This window comes from Arthrobacter sp. TS-15, from assembly GCF_006964045.1.
Taxonomy (GTDB): domain Bacteria; phylum Actinomycetota; class Actinomycetes; order Actinomycetales; family Micrococcaceae; genus Arthrobacter.
On record NZ_SDXQ01000014.1, the window covers coordinates 91,766 to 111,111 of the forward strand.

The following is a 19,346-nucleotide window of genomic DNA, read 5'->3' on the forward strand; positions in this document are numbered from 1 at the left end:
CGTGGCGGTCCGGCTGCTGCTGCAGTACCGGCTATGCCACCCCGCATGGGTGGACGTACGGGGCACGCGGGTGCTCAACCGAATACCTTCTGGGCGGCATCGAGGATGTCCTGAAGTGCCGATTCACTGGGCTGCGGTGCTGAGGCAGCGGTCGGCTTGCCCGGTTTCGGCTTGGACGTCGGCGTTGCAGTGTCCGTCGGCGTTGGAGTCGGTGTGGGAGTCGCAGTTCCTGTGGGAGTCGGGGTCGGTGTGGGAGTGCCCGTTGGCGTCGGCGCAGGCGGTGTAGTGATGGTGTCCGAGGGCGGCACATCGCTCGGCGCGGGGGCCGGCTGGGTGGGTGCCGGGCTGGTGGCGCCAGGAACTGCCGGGACTGCGGACGAGCCCGCTGACGGAACCCATACCGGGTCCGCGAGCGAAACCTGTGGGGTGGGAGTCGACGACGGCGACACCGCCCCGGGTGCCTCCGCGATCGTCGCGGGCTGGCCGGCCTCGGAGGAAGCCGTTGCCCCTGATGCTGTGGATGGCGTGGAGGCCGAAGGTGATGACGCCGTGGTGTAGGAAGCCTTGGGCCCGGGGGATGCCGAACCCGAGGTGCGGCCTTCGCCCCCGCTGGCTTCCTGCGACGGGGTTTCCTGGCCGAAGAACGGAAGTTCAAGGGCTGGCCCCAAAGCGCCGGCTGTCAGCACGAGGCCAAGGGCCCCCGCCACCACGGCCATGCGCTGGCTCATGTGTTTGACCGAAGCTGCCTTGCGCAGGGCGGCCTGTGGTTCACGGCTGAACGGTTCGCGGCCGAACGAGGATGTGGCGCCAAAACCGGACTTGGTGGTGGGCGCAGCGGCCGGCTTTCGAACGTCCCGGCGGCTTGCCAGTGATGCCGAGGCTGTAGCGGCTGCGGCCACCTGAGCTGGAGACTTGCCGCGCGGGGACTCCGTGGGTTCCGGCGTGCTCGCGGACTCATCGCGGGCAGTGACTACGGGAATGGCCGCAGTTGCGGGTTCCGGCGTTGCAGGCTGCACCACTGGAATAGCCGTGGTGGCGGGTTCCTGGCTACTGGATTCCCGTGAATCGGGCTTCTGGCTGGCCGGCGGAACGATGGGGATGGCTGCGGTAGGAGGTCCCGGTGTGGTGGACTTCGGAGCTGCCGCCGATTCCTCGGGCGCGAGTACGGCCCGGGCAGCACGCTCGCGCTCGGCTGCGCGGATTTCCGCACGCGTGGTGGGTTTCACCGCGGCGGGCATGGCCGCAGTGGCGGGTTCCGGCGTCGTGCTTGACGTTCCGCTGACGGCGGCGGAATCTGCCGGCGCGTTGTCAAGGAATCCGCTGGGTTGGGCCCGACGGCGTCCGGTTGGCTTGGTGCGCTCGCCTTCAGTCTGGGCGCGGCGCGGCTGATCCATGGTTGGGGACATGGTGGTTGCCTCTCAACGCCTTCGAGGTTAGCTGTCGGGTTCGGACGAGGCCGTCCGGCCGCGCAAGGCGGCTTCACCCCAAGGGCTTGTGGGTAACAAGCCCGGGAACCTGGGTCCCCCGTCTCTGCCGCGGGTCTGGCGGATCCCGGATTGCGGCAGAGCTCGGCGTCAATCCGGAAGCGGCCCAGCGGAGATATGGGTCGCCCTACGACGGTACATGAGCCGGAAAGTAAAGTCACATTAATGTAACGGGCGGTAGTTCAGCCTAAGCGGTAGGCTTCTAGCGCTTAGGCTTCGGGGCCGGTGCTGGGCGGCACTCGCTGGGCCGCTCGACCAAGATATCCCTGGCCAACACTAGCTTCGGCGCGCACCGGCGGGTAGACATTGTCTATGGACCTGCCTGTGATGCCACCCGTCTCGCCCATGCTCGCCAAATCCGTTCCAACCATCCCCGATGTTGGGCACTATGAGCCCAAATGGGACGGCTTCCGGACCATCGTCTTCAAGGACGGCGACGAGATCGTCCTGGGCAGCCGCAACGAGAAGCCCATGACCCGCTACTTCCCCGAGGTGGTGGATGCCCTCAGGAAGAACCTGCCGGACAAATGCGTGATTGACGGCGAAATCGTCCTGATCGAGGGTGGCCGGCTCGAATTCGAGGTGCTCCAGCAGCGGATCCACCCCGCCGACAGCCGCGTCCGTATGCTTGCTGAGAAGACCCCGGCGTCCATGATTGCGTTCGACATCCTCGCGCTAGGCGATCAGAACCTCATGGACAAGCCGTTCTCCGAGCGCCGGGCCATCTTGGAACGTGCGCTCGCCGAGGCCGAGCCGCCTGTGTATGTGACTCCTGCGGTGACTGATCTGGAACGGGCACAGGAGTGGTTCGTACAACTGGAGGGCGCGGGCCTGGATGGTGTGCTGTCCAAACCACTGGATGGGGCGTACCTCCCGAACAAGCGGGTGATGTTCAAGACCAAACACGAGCGCACGGCCGATTGCGTGGTGGCTGGGTTCCGCTGGCACAAGACCGCGAAAGTAGTGGGCTCCATGCTGCTTGGCCTGCACGATGACACCGGCCGGCTGCATCACGTGGGAGTAGTGGCATCGTTTCCCATAGCCAAGCGCGAGGCCTTGGTGGCTGAGCTTGAGCCGTATCAGATTGAACTCGACCAACACCCGTGGGGCGAATGGGCCAGGCAGGACGAGGCTGCCGGGGGTTCACGCATGCCGGGCGCCCAAAGCCGCTGGAGCGGGGGCAAGGACTTCTCCTTCGTGCCCCTGCGCCCCGAGCTCGTGATCGAAGTGAAGTACGACTACATGGAGGGGGACAGGTTCCGGCACACCACGCAGTTCCGCAGGTGGCGGCCGGACAGGACCCCCGGGAGCTGCACGTACGCGCAGCTGGAAGAGCCCGCTGAGTACGATCTCGGGGCGATCCTGAAGCTACCGAACGCCTAGAACGTTGCCAACCCGCTGTTACGTCGCTGGCCAGCAACGAAACAGCGGGTTAGCAACGTAACAGCGAGGCTTGCAGCGGAGTTACTCGTGGTGGCCTTGGTCGCTGCTCATGCTGCCTTCGGCCGGCGGGGTTTCTCCCGGAGGAACTCCACCGCCGGGCTCCAACCCTGTGACGTTGCCGTCCAGGGGGTCCGGGTTGGCGGAGGCTGCGGGATCCTCGTCCTCGTCCTGGCGCATATCGGGATCTTCGTGGATGCTGTCGGCATCGGAGGTCGTGTCATAGGATCCTGTGGCGAAGGGTCCTGTGGCGCCGGTGGTGCCGAAGCCCTGTGTCTCTTCAGTTGAGTCTTTGTCAGTCACGATCAGCCCTTTCGTAAGCAAACTTACTAATGCGCTTGCTCCGTCAGCCTAGCCGGGACGCGGCTACCCGACAAGCGGCACCCAGTCCAGGTGCCGGCGTCGTGCGTCAGTGTTTAGCGGTGCGGAGTGGTAGCGGTGACGAAGCTCCGGATGGCATCCGCCACAGCCTTGGGACGCATGTGCTGCGCCACGTGCCCGACGCCCGGAATCTCCACCAAGCGACCCTGTACCACTGTCCTGGACAACCGCAGTGACCAATCCGGGCCCGCCACCTGGTCGCGGCTACCGCGCAGGACCAGCAACGGTACCTGGATGCCGGCCAGCCTTTTCTCCGTGGGGTATTTCATCATCACCGGCAGCTCGGTGAGGTACCAGCGGGGGCCGCAGCGGAAGTAGTCGGACATGACGATCGCGTTGGACGTGGGACTCTCGCGGAGTATTCCGTCGAGGGTCAGGGCCAGCGACTGCCGCCACACATTTTTATGCCGTGAATCCACCACGGGACCCATCAGTACTAACTGCTTGACCTGCTCGGGGGCGCGCAGGGCCGCCTCGATGGCAAATTGCGTACCCATCGAATGCCCCACCAACACGTAGGAGTCGATGCCACACGACGCGAGTGTATCGGCAATGAACGCGCCGTAGTCCTCCACCGAGAGCTGGCGCCCGGGCTTGGGCGTCCCGCCAAAACCGGGCAGGTCCAGCGAGTACGTCGGTGCGCTCGCCGCGAGAACAGCATGCAACCGCGCCAGGTATCTATGCGACACCCCGATCCCGTGAATCAAGATGTACGCGGGTTCGCTCCCCGGCTCTGCGCCCGGCTCCGGCGCAGGCGAGCCTTTCGTCCAATGGATCCTGCCGGTCAGGCCTAAGGCCGGGACGTCGGCAGAAAGCAATCCTTTTGTGTCCCCTGGCATCTTCACTCGTTTCCCAACCGTTGCAGGAACACCGGAGCTCCGGGTCCGCTCACTTCATCGCTCCCGATCGGCCGCCCTGACACCGCAAGCAGTAATGCGCTGAGTACGGTGGCCCCGTGCTGGGCGGGGTAGTCGCGGCGGATGCCGGAGCACAGGGACGGCGTCTGCCATTGCGGTGGCTCAAGCGGTTCGAGGTCTTGGATCAGCGCACGACGCTCCTGGTGCACCACGGGCCAAACGGTCGAAGGGGAGCTTTTTGCCATACCGCTATTGAACAGCATGCTGGTGATGTGGGTTGGCTAGCTCTGGGAATCGGTGGAGACGTCATCTTCCGCTGCCGCTTGGGCCTGCTGCTTTTTCTTCTGCGTTGCCAGCCATTCAATGATGGCGGCCTGCCGGATGCGACGATGCGTTCCCCGGTACTCCACCGGGATTTCGCCGCGATCGGTCATGTTGCGCAGATAGGTGTGGGAGATGCCGGCAAGCTCAGCGGCTTGTGAGGTGGTGAGCATTTCCTCCACGCTGCTCACCGTCACCGTTTCGCCACGGCTCAGCCTGGCGAGGAGGTCGACGACGGCGTCCCTCGCCTCGGTGGGCAGGCGGTGGACCGTGCCATCTACGAACACGGTGATGTCATCGCTGTCTTGGAGGGAGCGTGCCAGATTCCGGGCGTCATCGGCGGGCAAGCCAGGAGTGACGCGGGGAGCTATCAATGCCATGGCAGAAGCCTAGCGCGTGGCTCACGTTGAACCGTCGCACACCGCGTCCAGCATCCATTGAGACGGATCGCTGCACCTTAGACGACTCCTATCGTCTAAGGTGCAGCGAATCGTCGTATCGGCCAGCCCGGCGAGCAGCTACTCCGCGTCCAAGTCCGTCTCCAGCAGCTTGACCAGTGCGTCCAGCGCGGCGTCGGCTCCGTCCCCCTCGGCCCGCAGCACCACTACGTCACCCTTGGCAGCGCCGAGCGTCATGAGCGAAAGGATGCTCGCGGCGTCGAGCGCGTCATCGGCGGGTTCGCCTTGCATGGCAATGGTGACCTCCACGGGCTGCTCGCCTGCAGCCTCGGCGAACAAGGCGGCGGGGCGGGCGTGCAGTCCGGAGCGGCTGGCGATGGTGGCTGTGCGTTCGGGCATGGATTTCTCCTAAAAGTCGGAAGCGAAAAGTTAGAGGCCGAGCTCTTCGAGCACGGGGAGTTTGGCGCGGACCCAGTCGCGGGCCTCAAGAGCGCTCGGAGCAGACAAAGCGAGCCGGGCCAGTTCCTGCGCCTGCTCCAGCGTCACCGTTTTCAGCACGGTCCCGACGGCGGGCAGGGAGCGCGCGGTCATGGACAGTGTGGTGACACCCAAGCCGGTCAGCACGACGGCGAGGGCTGGGTCCGCGGCTGCCTCACCACAGACGCCCACCGGCTTGGGATCGCCTTCGCGGCCGGAGCTTTCCTGCGCCGCACCTTCAACGGTGAGCTGCACGAGGCGGAGCACGGCAGGCTGCCACGGGGTGTTGAGTTCCGCGAGGGGTCCGAGCTGGCGGTCGGCGGCCATGGCGTACTGGGTGAGGTCGTTGGTTCCGAGGGACGCGAACCCGACTTCGCGCAGCACGGTGGCGGCGGTCAGCGCAGCGGAGGGGACCTCCACCATCACGCCTGGGGTCTGGATTCCGGCAGCTGCGCAGAGTGAAGCGAAGCGGCCGGCTTCGGCGGCCGTTGAGATCATGGGGGCCATGACCCACACGTCGGCGTCGGATTCCGAAGCTGCCCGGGCAATGGCCTCGAGCTGGCGCTCCAAGACACCTGGTGTGGTGAAGTCGGTGCGGTAGCCGCGAACACCCAGTGCAGGGTTGGGTTCGGTGGCATCCGTGAGGAAGGGGAGTGGCTTGTCGGCGCCGGCGTCGAGCGTGCGAAGGACAACTTTCTTGCCCGGGAACGCGTCAAAAACGGCCTTGTAAGCCGCGGCCTGCTCCTCCACGGAGGGCTCGGTGTCTCGTTCAAGGAAGCAGAATTCGGTGCGGAACAAGCCAACACCCTGGGCGCCCAAAGCGGCAGCTGCCACGGCGTCCTTGGCTCCGCCGACGTTGGCGAGGAGCGGCACCAGGTGGCCGTCCGCCGTCGTGCCGTTTCCGTCAAACTCCGCAAGTGTCGCGGAGGTCTCGGCCCAGGCAGTCGCCGCAGCGCGTTGCTCATCAGAGGGTGAAACAGCGACGAAACCAGCTGCGCCGTCTACGTAGACCTCGGAGCCGTCGGCAATATCGTCAACGCCGTGTGCAGCCACCACGGCGGGCAGGCCGAGTGAGCGCGCAATGATGGCCGTGTGGGACTGCGGGCCGCCGCCCGAGGTCACCAGTGCAAGGACCACGGCGGGATTCAGTGTTGCGGTGTCCGCCGGTGCGAGGTCCTCGGCCACCAGGATGAAGGGCGTGTCCGAGGCCGGAATACCTGGAGCGGGGACGCCGCGGAGTTCGGCAACGATGCGGGCGCGCACGTCCAGGACGTCGGTGGCGCGCTCGGCCATGTAGCCGCCCAGGTTGTGCAGCATTTCGGAGACGGAAGCGCCGGCTTCCCAGATAGCCCTTTCGGCCGAGGAGCCGGCATTGATCAGCTTCGCGGCCGACTTCAGGAGCATGGTGTCCTTGGCCATGAGCGCAGTGGCTTCGAGGACGGCTTTGCCGTCGCCGGAAGCACTGTCCGCGCGTCCCTTGAGTTCGTCATGCACCGCCTGCGCAGCCGCTTTCAAACCCGCGACGGCGTCTTCCGGACTCACGTCCGCTGCCAAACGCTCTCCCGACGGCGGTTCGCTCACCGGCTTGGGCATCTGGCGGACGGAACCAATGATGCGGCCAGGGCTTACCCCTACTCCTTGGAAATTCTGCACTGAATCCTCTGTTCCTGCTTGTTGGTTCAGGCCCGCCGGCGACGGCACCGGGAGCCTCGAAAACTAGCCTACAAAATTCCTTTGTGAGCCACTTCATATAGCAACGCTATAGGTGCTAGGGTAGCGGTTATGAGTTTCGATGACCAGCTTCCGCCCAAAATTCGGTTGCTTCGCGCAGCTGCCGAATTGCTGGCGAATTCGGAGGGGTCAGCGGTCTCAACGCGCCAGATCACCAAGCTTGCCGGGGTCACGGCGCCAACGCTCTACCACCACTTTGGCGACAAGGAAGGCCTGTTCGACGCCGTCGTATCGGCCGGATTTGAAGAGTATGTGGCGGGGGAGCGGGATTTTGCACCGTCCGGGGAGCCCTTGGAAGACGTCCGGCGGATGTGGGACAACCACGTCCAGTTCGGGCTGAGCCAACCCCATCTGTATTTGGTGATGTTCGGCAATATCAGACCGGAAAGCCGGCCGGCAATCGTGGCCGATGCTGAAGCGCTTCTGGAAGAAATGCTGAACAAAGCCGCTATCGCCGGTCAGATCAACGTGCCGCCCCGCGAGGCGGCACGCAGCATTCTGGCCGCCAACGTGGGCGTCACGCTCATGCTGATCGCAGAACCGGTGGAAGAACGGAACCTCGAGCTCTCAACGATGACCCGGGACTCCATGATTTTCGCCGTCTCCACGGACACCGCCCGTGGCGCCGCAGCGGACGACTCCGGTAAGTCGTCCGTGGTTGTTGCGGCAATCGCCCTGAATGCGGCACTGCAGGCCTCACATTCGGACCAACTTTCCAGCTCTGAATTGAAGCTGTTCCTTGAGTGGCTTCACCGCATTTCCAGCAGCTCCTAAGGCTGTTCTCTCTCGATCTATATCGACTGACCCCGCGCCGCAGCGGGACACACGTTAGGAATTCACATGGCAACAGAGACCGTTGCGAAGCCCCGCACCAGCGCCCGCGTTGGTGTCCAAAAGTTCGGAACATTCCTGTCCGGCATGATCATGCCCAACATTGGCGCCTTCATCGCCTGGGGCCTCATCACTGCCCTGTTCATTGAGAAGGGTTGGATTCCCGTAGCCGAGTTGGGCGGCTTCGGAACCAATGCCGAAGGCGAACCCAACGGCGGCATCGTCGGCCCGATGGTCACGTACCTGCTTCCAATCCTGATCGCCTACACCGGCGGCCGGATGGTCTATGACGTCCGAGGCGGCGTGGTGGGCGCCATTGCCACCATGGGCGTGATCGCGGGTACAGACTCTCCCATGTTCATCGGTGCCATGATCATGGGCCCGCTGGGTGCCTGGACCATGAAGCAGATCGACCGGCTCTGGGACGGCAAGATCCGTCCGGGCTTTGAGATGCTGGTCAACAACTTCTCCGCCGGTATTTGGGGCGCAGTGTTGGCGCTGGGCGGTTTCTACGGCCTTTCCTATGTTGTTAAGTGGTTCACGGACCGTGCTGGCGAGGTTGTGGAGTTCCTGGTCAATAACGGCCTGTTGCCGCTGACCAGCATTTTCATCGAGCCCGCCAAGGTCCTGTTCCTCAACAACGCCATCAACCACGGCGTGCTTACTCCGCTGGGTATTCAGCAGTCGCTGGAACAGGGCAAGTCCATCCTGTTCCTGCTCGAAGCCAACCCCGGCCCGGGCCTCGGCATCCTGCTGGCCTACATGTTCTTCGGCCGCGGTGCAGCCAGGGCTTCGGCTCCCGGCGCAGCAATCATTCACTTCCTCGGTGGTATTCACGAGATCTACTTCCCATACGTGCTCATGAAGCCCATCCTGATCCTCGCTGCGATCGGTGGCGGCATGACGGGCATTGCCACTATGGCCGTCACCAATTCCGGCCTCGTGGCTCCGGCTGCCCCGGGTTCGATCATTGCCGTGTTGGCACAGACATCCCGTGATAGCTATGTGGGCGTCATCCTGGCGGTTGTTTTGGCGACGGCCGTGTCCTTCCTCATCGCTGCGGTCATCCTGCGCACGTCCAAGAACAAGGGCGAGGACGACCTTTCCGCAGCCACGTCCCGTATGGAAGCCATGAAGGGCAAGAAGAGCTCCGTCTCCTCTGCCCTGACCGGTGAGAGCGCCGGCGGCCAAGTACGCGCCGGTGCCCAGGCTGGCACTGTCCTCACCCGCCCGGTCCAGAACATCGTGTTCGCTTGCGACGCCGGCATGGGTTCCAGCGCCATGGGTGCCTCGGTCCTGCGCAACAAGATCAAGGCGGCCGGCTTCCCGGACGTCAAGGTCACCAACTCGGCCATCGCCAACCTCAGCGACAGCTACGACGTTGTGGTCACGCACCAGGACCTCACCGAACGTGCCCAGCCGAGGACGGCCAGCGCCGTTCACTACTCGGTGGACAACTTCATGAACAGCCCCAAGTACGACGAAATCGTGGACCTGGTCCGGAGCAGCAACAGCGAAGGTGCGGCATCTGAAACAGGCGTAACGCCCGACTCAGGCACGACGACGGAGCCCGCCGCCGACGTACAGCCCGCCGCAGCTGCCACAACAGCAGCCCCCGCCCATGGTGCGCATGCCGCTGAGCCGGCCCCCGCCGCAGGCGGTAAAGCAACAGACGGTCAACCCGTTGAAGGTAAAGGTGTCCTGCTCCGCGAAAGCGTGGTCCTGAACGGAACTGCGACTGACCGGGACGCCGCGATCGATGAAGCCGGAAAGCTCCTGCTGGATCGCGGTGCCGTGGATGTCAGCTACGTCCACGCCATGCACGAGCGCGAGGAATCCGTGTCCACGTACATGGGCAGCTTCCTGGCGATCCCGCACGGCACCAACGATGCCAAGGAACACATCAACCACTCGGCAGTGTCCATCATCCGCTACCCGGAGGGCATCGACTGGGGCGGCAAGCAAGTGAAGTTTGTGGTGGGCGTGGCCGGTATCAATAACGAGCACCTCCACATCCTGTCCTCGATCGCCAAGATCTTCACCAACAAGGCGCAGGTGGCCCAATTGGAGGAAGCAACCACGGTTGATGAAGTTTTGGAGCTGTTCGGAAAGGTCAACGCATAGTGAAGGCAGTTCATTTTGGGGCAGGCAACATCGGGCGTGGTTTCGTGGGGCTGCTGCTCCACGAGGCCGGCTATGAGGTGGTGTTCGCGGACGTCGCGGACGCGCTGATCAGCCAGCTCGCTTCGGCAAGCAGTTACGACGTCCACGAGGTAGGCGACCACCCGGCGGTCAAGACCGTCACCGGTTTCCGCGCCTTCAATTCCGCGTCGCAGGAAGCTGCCGTTGTGGAGGAAATCTCGACGGCGGATGTGGTCACCACTGCTGTGGGGCCGCACATCCTGAAGTTCGTGGCGCCGGTGATCGCCCGCGGGCTGGCCGCCCGGTCCACGGACCTGCCGCCCCTCCAGGTGATGGCCTGCGAGAACGCCATCAACGCCACGGACCTCCTGCACACGGAAATCCAGGCGGCTTGGGACGACTCCGCGGGCGACTTGGGCGCCGTCGCTGTCTTCGCCAATACTGCAGTGGACCGCATCGTCCCCAACCAGGTGCCGGGCCAAGGCCTGGACGTCACCGTGGAGACGTTCTACGAGTGGGTCATCGACCGTACGCCGTTTGGTGGCAACGCCCCGAATATTCCCGGAGCTACCTTCGTGGACGAGCTGGGCCCGTACATCGAGCGCAAGCTGTTCACAGTGAACACCGGCCATGCTTCTGCGGCGTACTTCGGCTACGCAGCCGGGCTTGAGAAGATCTCCGATGCCATGGCGGATCCGGCTGTGGCAGCAAAGGTCCGGGCGGTGCTGGAGGAAACCAAGGAACTGCTGGTGGCCAAGCACGGGTTTGCGGAGGCCGAGCAGGAAGCGTATGTGCAGAAGATCCTGTCCCGCTTCACCAACCCGCACCTGCCGGATACCGTGAACCGCGTGGGCCGGGCGCCCTTGAGGAAGCTAAGCCGGCACGAACGGTTCGTTGGTCCGGCGGCGGAGTTGGCCGAACGCGGCGTCACGCCGGTTGCATTGCTTGAGGCAATGTCTGCAGCCCTCCGTTTTGACGACGGCAATGATGACGAAGCCGTGGAACTGGCAAAGCTTCTGTCCGAGCTGGACGCAGCGACCGCCGTCGAGCGCATCACGGAACTGACGCCGCCGCACCCGCTCTTCGCCGCCGTCCAGAAGCTTGTGGAGGACCGGCAGGCCGAAGCGTAAGTTTAACCACCGATCGTCATAAAGGCTCTCCAGCGGGAGAAAAACCAGTGAGATAGCTCACTTTTACCCGCTGGAGGGCCTTTCGGCTTTGAAGTTAGCCTCACCTAACTAATAGAGTCAAAGCGCAATTAGGCAACACATCTATGACTTATTAGTGAGTGGAGTACTGGCGTGAAGAAGAGGCTGTCGAGCTACATTGGGGCACTGGCTGCAGGGGCTGCCTTGCTGACTGTTACGGCTTGTGGGGGCGGGGCAACGGCGTCTTCGCAACCCGAGGAAGCCAGCACCATTACCATCGAGCACGCCCAGGGCTCCACGTCCAACGTTCCCGTGAACCCGGAGAAGGTTGTCACGTTCGATCTGGGCGTTCTGGACACCATGAACGCGCTCGGCGTCGAGCCCACCGGTGTTCCCGAGGCCAGCTACCCGGAAGCGTTGAAGAAGTTCTCCGACGCCAAGTACGCCAAGGTCGGCTCCCTCAAGGAACCCGATTTCGAAGCCGTCAGCTCCGCAGCTCCGGACCTCATCATCGTCTCCGGCCGCACCGCCGGCGCTTACGAAGAACTGAGCAAGATCGCCCCCACCATTGATCTCTCCGTTGATGCCGCCAAGCCGATGGAAAGCTTCAAGGCCCAGACAGAGAAGCTCGGCAAGATCTTCAAGAAGGAAGACGAAGTTGCTTCCAAGCTCGCTGAGGTAGACAAGGTTGTCGCGGACACCAAGACCAAGGCAGCTACCGCCGGCAAGGGCCTGATCGTCCTGACCTCCGGCGGCGAAGTCACAGCGTACGGCGCGGGCTCCCGCTTTGGCATCATCCACGACGTCTTGGGCGTTCCGACGGCCGCTGAGGTCAAGGCTGAAGGCTCCCATGGCGAGGCCGTTTCCTTCGAATACATCAAGGAAACCAACCCGGACATCCTCTACGTCATCAACCGCGACACCGCCATCGGCACCGCCGGTTCCACGGCAAATCCGATCCTGGACAACGAGCTCGTCAAGTCCACCAACGCCGCCAAGAACAACAAGATCGTCAACCTCGATCCTGCCGGCTGGTACATCGTGGGCTACGGACTGAACAACGTCCAAGCCATGGTCACAGCAGTGGCCGACTCCGTCGCCTAGCCCTTAACTGAAGTGACAATCACAGCCGTGCGCCCCACGGCACCAGCAAGCCGCAACCGGGCTGGCGAGACCGCCCGCCTGGTTGCGGCTGCTGCCGTGGTGCTGGTGATCGCCGTTGGCAGCATCTTCGTAGGGGTCAGTGACGTCTCACTGCCCGCGTTGCTGGCGAACGACGCCGGCGCTTGGGAAATCTTCTGGGTTTCGCGGGTGCCGCGCACCGTGGCTGTGGTCCTGGCCGGGATGGCTGTTGCCGTTGCCGGGTTGATCATGCAGCTCATGGCCCGGAACCGCTTTGTGGAGCCCTCCACCGTGGGAACGGTTGAATCCGCAACGCTCGGAATCCTGGTAGTCACCGTGCTGGCTCCGGACTCTCCAATTCTCACCAAGATGGTGGTGGCTTCTGTGTTCGCGATCCTCGGCACAGCGTTGTTCCTGGCCATCCTGCGGCGGCTCCCGGCCCGCAACACCCTCCTCATTCCCTTGGTGGGCATCATGTTGGGCGGCATTATTGCGGCAGTTACCACGTTCTTTGCCTACCGCTTTGATCTCCTGCAGACACTCAGCAACTGGATGATCGGCGATTTCTCCGGTGTTCTCCGTGGCCGGTACGAGCTGCTGTGGATTGTTGCTGTTCTTGTCCTGGTGGGCCTCTTCGCCGCCGATCGCTTCACGGTGGCAGGCATGGGCCAGGACTTCACCACCAACCTTGGCCTGAACTACGCCCGCACCATGCGGCTTGGCCTGATGATCGTCTCCCTGATCTCCGCCGTGGTGGTCACCACGGTTGGAGCTGTGCCCTTCCTGGGACTCGTGGTCCCCAACATCGTGTCCCTGCTGTTCGGAGACAACCTCCGCCGGGCCGTTCCGTGGACCGCGTTGTTCGGTGCTGCCTTCGTGCTGGTTTGCGACATCATCGGCCGGACCATCAGGTTCCCCTACGAGGTGCCGGTTGGCATGGTCATGTCCGTGCTCGGCGCCATCCTGTTCCTCTTCCTGCTCCTGAGGAAACGCAATGCCTGAAACTCCTGTGACCCCGGCGACGGCCTCCCATATCCGTCCAATGCCCGACGGCGTCAGGCCGGGTCCGCGGCCATGGTCGCCGTCGCGCTGGCGTGATGCCGTCCGAAGCACCCCGCCGGGACTGGTGATCGCCGTAGTGGCGATTGCCGCCGTCGTGCTGGTTGCTGTTTTCCTGACAATCGACCTCAAAGGGAACATCGCGTACGTCCTGCCGCGTCGGATCATCAAGGTCTCCGCGATGCTGCTGGTGGCCGTCGCGGTGGGCGTGTCCACGCTGCTGTTCCAGACAGTGACGGCAAACCGGATCCTGACGCCGTCCATTATGGGCTTCGATTCGCTGTACATTCTGGTGCAGACCGGCTTGGCTTTCGTGGCCGGAGCTGCAACGCTGGCCACGGCGCCGTCCACGCTCAAGTTCGGGGTGGAGATCCTGCTGATGGTGGGGTTCAGCGCCATCCTGTACCGGTGGATGTTCACAGGTGCCACGCGATCGCTGCACCTGCTGTTGCTGGTGGGGATTGTGCTGGGGACCTTGTTCCGGGGGTTCTCCTCGCTGCTTCAGCGGCTCATGGAACCCAGCGAATTCATCATCCTGCAGGACTTGTTCTTCGCCAGCTTCAACAACGTTGACCCGGGTTTGCTGGGTGTTTCTGCTGTACTGGTCGCTCTGGTCTGCGTTGGCGTCTGGCGCATGCGGCACACACTGGACGTCCTGGCGCTGGGCCGCGAAGTAGCCATCAACGTGGGCGTCGACCACAAGCCAGTGGTGATGCGCGTGCTGCTGGCATGCTCCCTGCTGGTGGCGATTTCCACGGCATTGGTGGGTCCGGTGACATTCTTCGGGCTCCTGGTGGTCAGCCTCGGCTACCAACTATGCCGCGGTTTCCGGCACGCTTGGCTTCTCCCGATCGTGGTCCTCCTCGGTGCAATTGCCCTGGTGGGTGGCCAGTTGCTGCTGGAACGCGTATTCGGGTTCGCCACTGCCTTGAGCGTGATTATCGAATTCACCGGAGGCATTCTTTTCCTCTATTTGTTGCTGAAAGGCTCACTGAAATGATCGGTATCCGTCCATGATTACCGTCCGCAATGTGACCAAGCGCTACGGCGGCACCACTGTGCTGGACGATGTCAGCTGCCAAATCCCCCGCGGCGGCATCACGTCCATCATCGGCCCCAACGGCGCCGGCAAGTCCACGCTGCTCTCTTTGATCAGCCGCCTGCAGCCCATGGACGCAGGGGGAGTATCCGTTGCCGGGCTGGATGTGACGGCCACTCCCAGCAAGGAACTGGCCAAGACCATGGCCATCCTCCGGCAGGAAAACCACCTGACCATGCGATTGACCGTGCGTGATCTGGTGGCGTTCGGGCGCTTTCCGCACAGTGGTGGGCGGCCAACAGTTGAGGACCTTGAGCACGTTGAAGAGGCCATCCGGCAGCTGGACCTGGCCTCCATGGCGGACAAGTTCGTTGATGAGCTCTCCGGTGGTCAGCGCCAGCGCGCCTACATTGCCATGGTCCTGGCGCAGGACACGGAATACCTGTTGCTCGACGAGCCGCTCAACAACCTGGACATGAAGCACTCGGTGGAAATGATGCGGCTTTTGCGTCGTTTGGCTGACGAGCTCGGAAAGACCATCGTGCTGGTGGTCCACGACATCAACTTCGCATCCTGCTATTCGGACACCATCCTGGCCATGAAGAACGGACGCCTGATCCATCAGGGCACGCCTGCAGACATCATGCGCGCCGGAATGCTGTACGACGTCTACGACATCGATATCCGCATAGAGGAAATCGACGGCAACCGAATCGGCGTGTACTTCGCCTGACACTCCCTTTCCCATGCCGGAGTTATCAACATATGTCCCCGGTCAGCAATCTCTTCGTCACGTTTGCGATACCTCCCCCACTAGATAGGAGAAGAGAGCGAACGCTCACTTTCCAAACCCCGAGCTTCCTTGCCCTGTGCACCGCTGTGTGTGCACCAGGGTTGGGAGGCCGGGACTAGCAAGGGAGCTATAGATGTCCGCAGTACAGTCACGGGGTCGTTTCGGCCGGCGGCAAAAATCGCCGGGTTCGAGGGAGGACTCCACAGTCAAGCCTCGGATACCCCCGTCACGGAGACGCTCTGTGATGCGGATTCCGGCGGCAGCACTGGCCGCAGTGGTCAGTGCGGGTTCGCTGATGCTGGGCGTTTCCCCGGCCATGGCAGCGGCAGGGGATTTCACCATCTCACTGACCGCCCCGGAAACGGTCCCGCTGAGCCAGAATTACAACTACACTGCAACCGTTGATTTCGAGGGCGTCGACGCCTCCCATCCGGCAACCGGTGTAACCATGACCACAACACTCCCGGAGGGCACTACCTTCGCGGGGCTCCCTACCGGTAGCTCTTCACCAGTTTTGAGCCACAGCTACGATCCCGCTACCCGAGTACTGAGCATGATCCTCGACGAAACCACTGAGGATCTTGTCAGCATTGTGTACACGGTGTCTCAGGTGGACAACGGGCGCAAGTACGAGGGCTTTCCGCTGAGCACGGAAATGACCGGTACCGGAGGACCAGGCGGGGAAGTATCATCCGGTCCGGTGACGTCACTGGTCACTGGTCCCCATGATTACCGTGCGCAGAAGACGGCCACCACCATCACCGGCTCCACCCATCGCGAGGTGACCTACCGGTTTAATGTGTGCTCGGAGGAAAGCTACTTGAGTTTCTCCGCCTACGCGCAGAAACTCACTGACGTCTTGCCTGCCGGTGCCGTGTTCGCCTCGGCCTCTACCGACCTGGGCACATGGGACACGAGTGCATGGCCCACAGCTACGTGGACCAGCACCGAACAATACGACCACACCGGATACTGCCTGGACCGAAGCAACACGGGCATTTGGCTGACCGTCCGGTACCCGGAGGATGTAGCTGGTTGGGAAGACGGCCAGCGGCCTCCGGTCAACACCGCCACGTTGGAGACAACAGACGCCAACGGTGTGGTCAGGGCAGGCGTACCCGCTACTGCACAGGGCCCTGCATTCAGTCCGGCAGGTGGCGTGACAACGGCCATCGAGAAATCTTCAGGAGGCCAGACCTCCGCCGGCATGATCGCCAGAAGCACCTACGTTAATGCCTCCTACCTCGGGCCCCGGGACAGCCCCAAGGCCGAGGACCTCGTAGTGACCGATAGCGGTACCGCCGGCGGCCCGTCGGAGGAGTGGTTTCACCACAACGATGTCACCGCTATCAACGTGGCCTTCAGCCCCGTCTTGGCTACCGATGATCTCCCTTACCGCGTTGAGTACCAGACTGATTATTCTGACGCTTGGCAGACCTTTACACCTGCCCAGCCTTCCACCAGTACCAATCTGGCGCTGACCGTGCAGAACACTGGTTCCAGCAGCTGGGAGACGTTCAATGGGAACAATACGCTCGACCTGCCGCCGGGCTCCGTCCTGACAGGGTGGCGCATCTCCGTTGCACCTGGCGCCGAGACGGTGTCCGTTGGCTCGGAAATGCGAGTCACAGTCGCAAGCGTGCCAATCTTCCGGGACATCACCGATGGTGTGGTCGCCGTGAACAGTCCTGCCGGCAGTCCGCCAGGACCCGTGAACAACACGGCCACCCTCAAGGCCGGGGACCTCACGGGCGAGGCTTCTGACGTCTTTACTCCCGTGGATTCTGTCTACCTGACCACCAACGTCTCAGCTCCCTCGGTCCTGAGTGTGGGCGATACCGGCACTATCAGGGCCGGTATCGTCAACCAAAACCCGTCGGAAACCTACAAGGACGCCTCGATGTCCGTGGTGCTTCCCTGCGGCGTCCAGTACGATCCCACCAAGGCCATCACACCCATCACCGACCTCTCGGTGGGAGTGGAGCCCATCCCGGCAATCGGCAACGGTGTGAAGGTGAATTCCACCTCGCGGGTGGTTGATGCAGAAGGATGCGAACTGCAGGTCATTACCTTCGCCTTCGATCACATCACTCCCATGCGGGATCCGAAGGAAGCTTCTGACCGCAAGGTTGAGAACACGGGGTGGCAGTACGACATTCCTGTCACGGTCCTCGCCAAGGCCTACCAGCCCACCACCTCCTCGGTTCAGGTTGAGTCGTATGCCTCCACAGCAGACCCACGGTTCATCGGAGTTGCTGACGGCGGCACAGCCGAACAGACGGTACCGATGATTGGCTACGCCCCCTTCTTCAGCGAAGACATCTACAATTTTGATGCCGCTCGGGCAAGTGTCGCCAAAGATATTGGCCGTGTATCGATCAATATTGCCGGTGGTTTGCTGCTGGATAAGCTTTCCGGAACCTCGGCAACGGGTCCGTGGTCCTTGGCCACCACCGTAGGCGAGGACGCGTTCTGGCAGGTTTACGTCAGCAACGTCCTGCCAAACCCGGTGACGGGCGCCACCTTCTTCGACCGTTTGCCGGCGGTGGCAACGGGCGACGATTTCGATGTGGTCCTTTCGGGCGCCGTAACGGGCGCACCGGCGGGGGCAAGGATCGAATATTCCACAGATGCAACGGATGCCACCTCGGGCAACTGGTCCACTGATCCCCTCAACGCCACTGCCTTCCGGATGTTCGTTGACGTCCTGGCATCCGGGGATGACTTCACCTTGGTGGTTCCCACCAAGGTGGCAGGAGATCCCGGCTTCGGGGCGAAAGCAAGCAACGTACTCCTCGCAACAGGAACGTATAACGGGGAAGCGGTCCAGTTCGCTACTAACGAGGCAGCTGTGAATGTGGCCGGAACTCCTGGGCTCGGAATCGTGAAGAAAACCAACGGGACCGTCTACTCTTCAGCTCCCGGTGCAATAGTGGCTAACGGTTCCGATGTGACATGGACCTACGAGGTCACCAACACGGGCAATACGCCGCTTTCAAACGTAGCCGTCTCGGATGCCTTCTCCGCAGGGGATGGCAGCACGGGTACGTTGATACCCACCTCGAGCGATACAGGCGCACTGGCCCCCGGAGACACCCGTGTCTTCACCGCTCAGGATGCCGCCGTGGCAGGTCAGTACCACAACACAGCCACTGCCACTGCCACGGCAACGGACGCAGCAGGGACCCCTTTGGCGCAGCAGCCCGCTCCAGTCACCGCTGAATCCTGGTACCTCAGCGGCAACACCGGTTTGTCTGTTGTGAAGACCACCAATGGCGAGGATGTTAAAGCTGCTCCGGGGCCGCAGGTTGTTCCCGGCAGCGAGGTGAAGTGGACGTACACCGTGAAGAACACCGGCGACTTTGTCCTGAAGGATGTCCTGGTTGTTGATAAGGACAGCGCTGGCAGGGAGGTGTTCTCCGGGACAGTTCCCCTGTTGGCGCCGGGTGCTTCTGTGGTGTTGTCGGCTCAGGGCGAGGCTATTGAGGGCCAGTACAAGAACACTGTGACGGCATCGGCGGAGAACCCCCTTGGCGGTTCTGACCTGAGTGCTGCTGATGACTCGTACTACTTCGGTGCTCTCCCCGGCTTGACGGTGGGCAAGCTCGTCTCAACTACCCAAGAAGGGCCTTGGAGCGAGGCTGTCACCATCAACCCGGCTGAGACGGTCTTCTGGCAACTCAGCGTGACCAACACCGGCAACACGGTACTCACGGATGTCCGATTCGACGACCCCGCGCTCGGGGCCATCGAGCCAGTTGCCACTCTCGCACCCGGGCAAACGGTCAGCCGGGTCATTGCCCAGAGCAATGTCACAGAGTCCTACGTCAACGTCGTGGTTGCTTCTGCAACGGTGCCCGGCGGAGGAGAGGCCACGGGGAGTGACTCAAGCGAGGTCATAGTGAAGCCGGTGGTGGATGTTCCTCCCGCCGCGTCAGCCACTGTTCCTCCCGCCGCAGCGTCCACCCCGCCGCCCGTTGCGACGACGGGCGACCTTCCTGACACCGGCGCAACCGGTGTCATGATCGGACTCTGGGCCGCTGCAGGGCTTCTGGTTGCTGGAGGCCTGGCACTGGTTGCCAGCCGCCGGCGAGGGAGCGCCTAACGCGGGGCATAAGGTGAA

General features: G+C 63.0%; 16 protein-coding genes and 1 riboswitch. Of the genes, 9 read left to right on the top strand and 7 right to left on the bottom strand.

Going from position 1 to position 19,346, the window contains the following annotated elements:
* Positions 1 to 74 precede the first annotated feature (74 nt).
* Entirely contained in the window at positions 75 to 1,406 is a 1,332-nt protein-coding gene (locus tag EU811_RS06005) for a hypothetical protein (RefSeq protein ID WP_142937575.1), read from the bottom strand.
* Between the two features lie 2 nt (positions 1,407 to 1,408).
* Positions 1,409 to 1,557, bottom strand: a riboswitch (cyclic di-AMP (ydaO/yuaA leader).
* Positions 1,558 to 1,796: 239 nt separating this feature from the next.
* Between EU811_RS06005 and EU811_RS06010 the strand changes: the two genes are divergently transcribed.
* The gene (locus EU811_RS06010) at positions 1,797 to 2,867 is read left to right on the top strand and encodes an ATP-dependent DNA ligase (RefSeq protein WP_142937576.1); all 1,071 of its coding nucleotides are present in this window, start codon (positions 1,797 to 1,799) and stop codon (positions 2,865 to 2,867) included.
* Between the two features lie 81 nt (positions 2,868 to 2,948).
* Here EU811_RS06010 and EU811_RS06015 read toward each other — a convergent pair whose 3' ends face one another.
* From EU811_RS06015 to ptsP, 6 genes are all read right to left on the bottom strand, one after another.
* A complete protein-coding gene (locus tag EU811_RS06015) occupies positions 2,949 to 3,227 on the bottom strand; it encodes a DUF6480 family protein (RefSeq protein WP_142937577.1) in 279 nt (92 codons plus the stop codon).
* Between the two features lie 113 nt (positions 3,228 to 3,340).
* Positions 3,341 to 4,144 carry an alpha/beta fold hydrolase gene (locus tag EU811_RS06020; RefSeq protein ID WP_142937578.1) on the bottom strand — a complete coding sequence of 268 codons (804 nt, stop codon included), beginning with the start codon at positions 4,142 to 4,144 and terminating at the stop codon, positions 3,341 to 3,343.
* A 2-nt stretch (positions 4,145 to 4,146) separates the two neighbouring features.
* Entirely contained in the window at positions 4,147 to 4,407 is a 261-nt protein-coding gene (locus EU811_RS06025; protein ID WP_238703317.1) for a hypothetical protein, read from the bottom strand.
* Positions 4,408 to 4,443: 36 nt separating this feature from the next.
* Positions 4,444 to 4,863, bottom strand: coding sequence for a helix-turn-helix domain-containing protein (locus EU811_RS06030; protein ID WP_142937580.1), 420 nt, complete (start codon positions 4,861 to 4,863; stop codon positions 4,444 to 4,446).
* 138 nt (positions 4,864 to 5,001) lie between these two features.
* On the bottom strand, positions 5,002 to 5,280 hold the full coding sequence (locus tag EU811_RS06035; protein WP_089596564.1) for an HPr family phosphocarrier protein: 279 nt from the start codon (positions 5,278 to 5,280) through the stop codon (positions 5,002 to 5,004).
* Between the two features lie 30 nt (positions 5,281 to 5,310).
* On the bottom strand, positions 5,311 to 7,011 hold the full coding sequence (ptsP, locus tag EU811_RS06040; protein ID WP_142937581.1) for a phosphoenolpyruvate--protein phosphotransferase: 1,701 nt from the start codon (positions 7,009 to 7,011) through the stop codon (positions 5,311 to 5,313).
* Positions 7,012 to 7,140: 129 nt separating this feature from the next.
* Between ptsP and EU811_RS06045 the strand changes: the two genes are divergently transcribed.
* The 8 genes from EU811_RS06045 to EU811_RS06080 all read left to right on the top strand — a co-directional run bounded on the left by EU811_RS06045 (position 7,141) and on the right by EU811_RS06080 (position 19,328).
* Positions 7,141 to 7,863 carry a TetR/AcrR family transcriptional regulator gene (locus EU811_RS06045; protein WP_142937582.1) on the top strand — a complete coding sequence of 241 codons (723 nt, stop codon included), beginning with the start codon at positions 7,141 to 7,143 and terminating at the stop codon, positions 7,861 to 7,863.
* Positions 7,864 to 7,929: 66 nt separating this feature from the next.
* Entirely contained in the window at positions 7,930 to 10,044 is a 2,115-nt protein-coding gene (locus EU811_RS06050) for a PTS mannitol transporter subunit IICBA (protein ID WP_142937583.1), read from the top strand.
* Complete coding sequence (locus EU811_RS06055) at positions 10,044 to 11,192, top strand: mannitol-1-phosphate 5-dehydrogenase (protein ID WP_142937584.1); 1,149 nt, start codon at positions 10,044 to 10,046, stop codon at positions 11,190 to 11,192. Before EU811_RS06050 ends, EU811_RS06055 begins: the two co-directional genes overlap by 1 nt.
* 171 nt (positions 11,193 to 11,363) lie before the next feature.
* Complete coding sequence (locus EU811_RS06060) at positions 11,364 to 12,314, top strand: siderophore ABC transporter substrate-binding protein (protein WP_142937585.1); 951 nt, start codon at positions 11,364 to 11,366, stop codon at positions 12,312 to 12,314.
* A 12-nt stretch (positions 12,315 to 12,326) separates the two neighbouring features.
* Positions 12,327 to 13,334, top strand: coding sequence for an ABC transporter permease (locus EU811_RS06065; RefSeq protein ID WP_142937586.1), 1,008 nt, complete (start codon positions 12,327 to 12,329; stop codon positions 13,332 to 13,334).
* A complete protein-coding gene (locus EU811_RS06070; RefSeq protein WP_238703318.1) occupies positions 13,327 to 14,391 on the top strand; it encodes an iron chelate uptake ABC transporter family permease subunit in 1,065 nt (354 codons plus the stop codon). Before EU811_RS06065 ends, EU811_RS06070 begins: the two co-directional genes overlap by 8 nt.
* 13 nt (positions 14,392 to 14,404) lie before the next feature.
* Positions 14,405 to 15,163 carry an iron ABC transporter ATP-binding protein gene (locus EU811_RS06075; RefSeq protein ID WP_142937587.1) on the top strand — a complete coding sequence of 253 codons (759 nt, stop codon included), beginning with the start codon at positions 14,405 to 14,407 and terminating at the stop codon, positions 15,161 to 15,163.
* Between the two features lie 304 nt (positions 15,164 to 15,467).
* Positions 15,468 to 19,328, top strand: coding sequence for an LPXTG cell wall anchor domain-containing protein (locus tag EU811_RS06080; RefSeq protein WP_238703321.1), 3,861 nt, complete (start codon positions 15,468 to 15,470; stop codon positions 19,326 to 19,328).
* Positions 19,329 to 19,346 lie beyond the last annotated feature (18 nt).